Annotated in this window: 1 protein-coding gene; it reads right to left on the bottom strand. The window is 36.8% G+C overall.

Features of this window, described 5'->3' with window-relative positions:
• Positions 1 to 996 precede the first annotated feature (996 nt).
• A partial coding sequence (locus IQR33_RS15530; RefSeq protein WP_193843818.1) for a RepB family plasmid replication initiator protein occupies positions 997 to 1,649 on the bottom strand: 653 nt, incomplete at its 5' end.

The following is a 1,649-nucleotide window of genomic DNA, read 5'->3' as shown; positions in this document are numbered from 1 at the left end:
CACCCCAGACACTATTGGACCATAGTAAATCAATAAGATAGAAGAACACCTCTATCTAAGTGTGACATCTAGGACGAAAGTTTTCTATCTAGTGCCACTGCATATATTTAACTCATTGATATGCTTTCCTACTTTCTTAGACTCAAGTAGGCTTTACGTCCTAAATGTCACCGAGAAGAGATTTTTATCTTTATTTTCAATACTTTAAATATATTCAATGATATCTATAGTAACTAGCTTTTCTTAAATTACCAACTGGGCTAAACCATTTTATCCCTACGAATGTTTTCGTCCTAGATGTCACCTATCACTCTTTACTGTATATCGAACGTAGAGAAAGTATGATTCCAGTGTGTAGCTTTTTATATCAGCCTAAGGCACAAATATAATATCCTTTATTTTCAGTCAGTTATAATCATTAAGTTTGAGCTTTATTCTATAGAGTACTGGACACACATTATTGCTTCTTAAAGTATCATTTTAAAACCGTCCTAAATGTCACCCCTCACGCTCTTGACACAGAAAAACATATAAAATCCAAGTACTTATAAAACATCTGATTAAAACACCGCCATAGAACAGTGACATCTAGGACGAAAATAGAGAAAAAAACGCATTGCATATTAATTGATCCCTTACTTTCGTCCTAAGTGTCACCCCTCTAACTACAAGCAATTGATACTATCCTTATAATTCAATATGTTAGAAGGAGTTCTGATAAATTAGCTTAACCTTCATTTACAGGATTTTCATACAAAGGAAGCAAAAAAGCAGGTTATAAAGAAGGAATTGGGTCTTCACCACCCACAAAACAACTTCAATCACGGATAAAAAACAACAATTAGGGAGTTAGATCACAGTTATTGAGAGGTTTAGCCACCAGCAATATCTGGTAAAGGTGACACTTAGGACGGTATTTTGAGGCCGAACTAGCACACTTGATCGTTGAATGTGCTAGTTGGATGGAAATTTACTTCTTTGGTGTGCTAGTTGAAGCTAATCTTCATCATCTGTGACTATTTCATAGTCGGTTACATCAATGACGTCATCTGATTTCTTCATTGATGTACCTTTAGCATCTTTTGACTCTTCACCAAACTTCTTAATAGCGCTTAGGACAGCAGGGGATATATCTTCACCATTCAGCAATAGTTCTCCAATCTGCTCAGTCAATGCGACCATTTCACTCTGCTTTGGTTGAAGGTTGGCATTGATAGCTTTGATTGCTGACCTTGCAAGGGATAGTTTACTTGGGGCCTTTTTAGAAAGCTCCCAGGTAAACTTAAATGCGACAGTCTTGGTACCTTTACGAACATCCTCATAAGAAAGACTTTTGAAAATGTGCAACTTGTTAAGTTCTTCAATTGCTGGGTTAAGCCAACGTTTCTTAAGAACCGCAGTTCTGTCATACGAAGAGGGCAGTTGCCACCTAGAGCGCATCCAATCAACATCTAGAATTAGGTTATTTCTTAAATTCTTCCACTGATTGATAGCCTCATAAAGCCTCATGGTATAAACGGAAGATAAGTTTCCTGCTTCACCTATCAGCAACTGTGTATAGTTTGATGTGGTTTGGTTAATGATACTAATCAACTCAGCATTCAAATACAGCACTACATGTCCTCGTTTAGGACGATAGCTCTGTTTAG

This window comes from Vibrio sp. OPT46 (genome assembly GCF_015163535.1).
Taxonomy (GTDB): domain Bacteria; phylum Pseudomonadota; class Gammaproteobacteria; order Enterobacterales; family Vibrionaceae; genus Vibrio; species Vibrio alginolyticus.
Note: the sequence above shows the minus strand (reverse complement) of the source record. Positions and strands in the feature narration are given on the sequence as shown.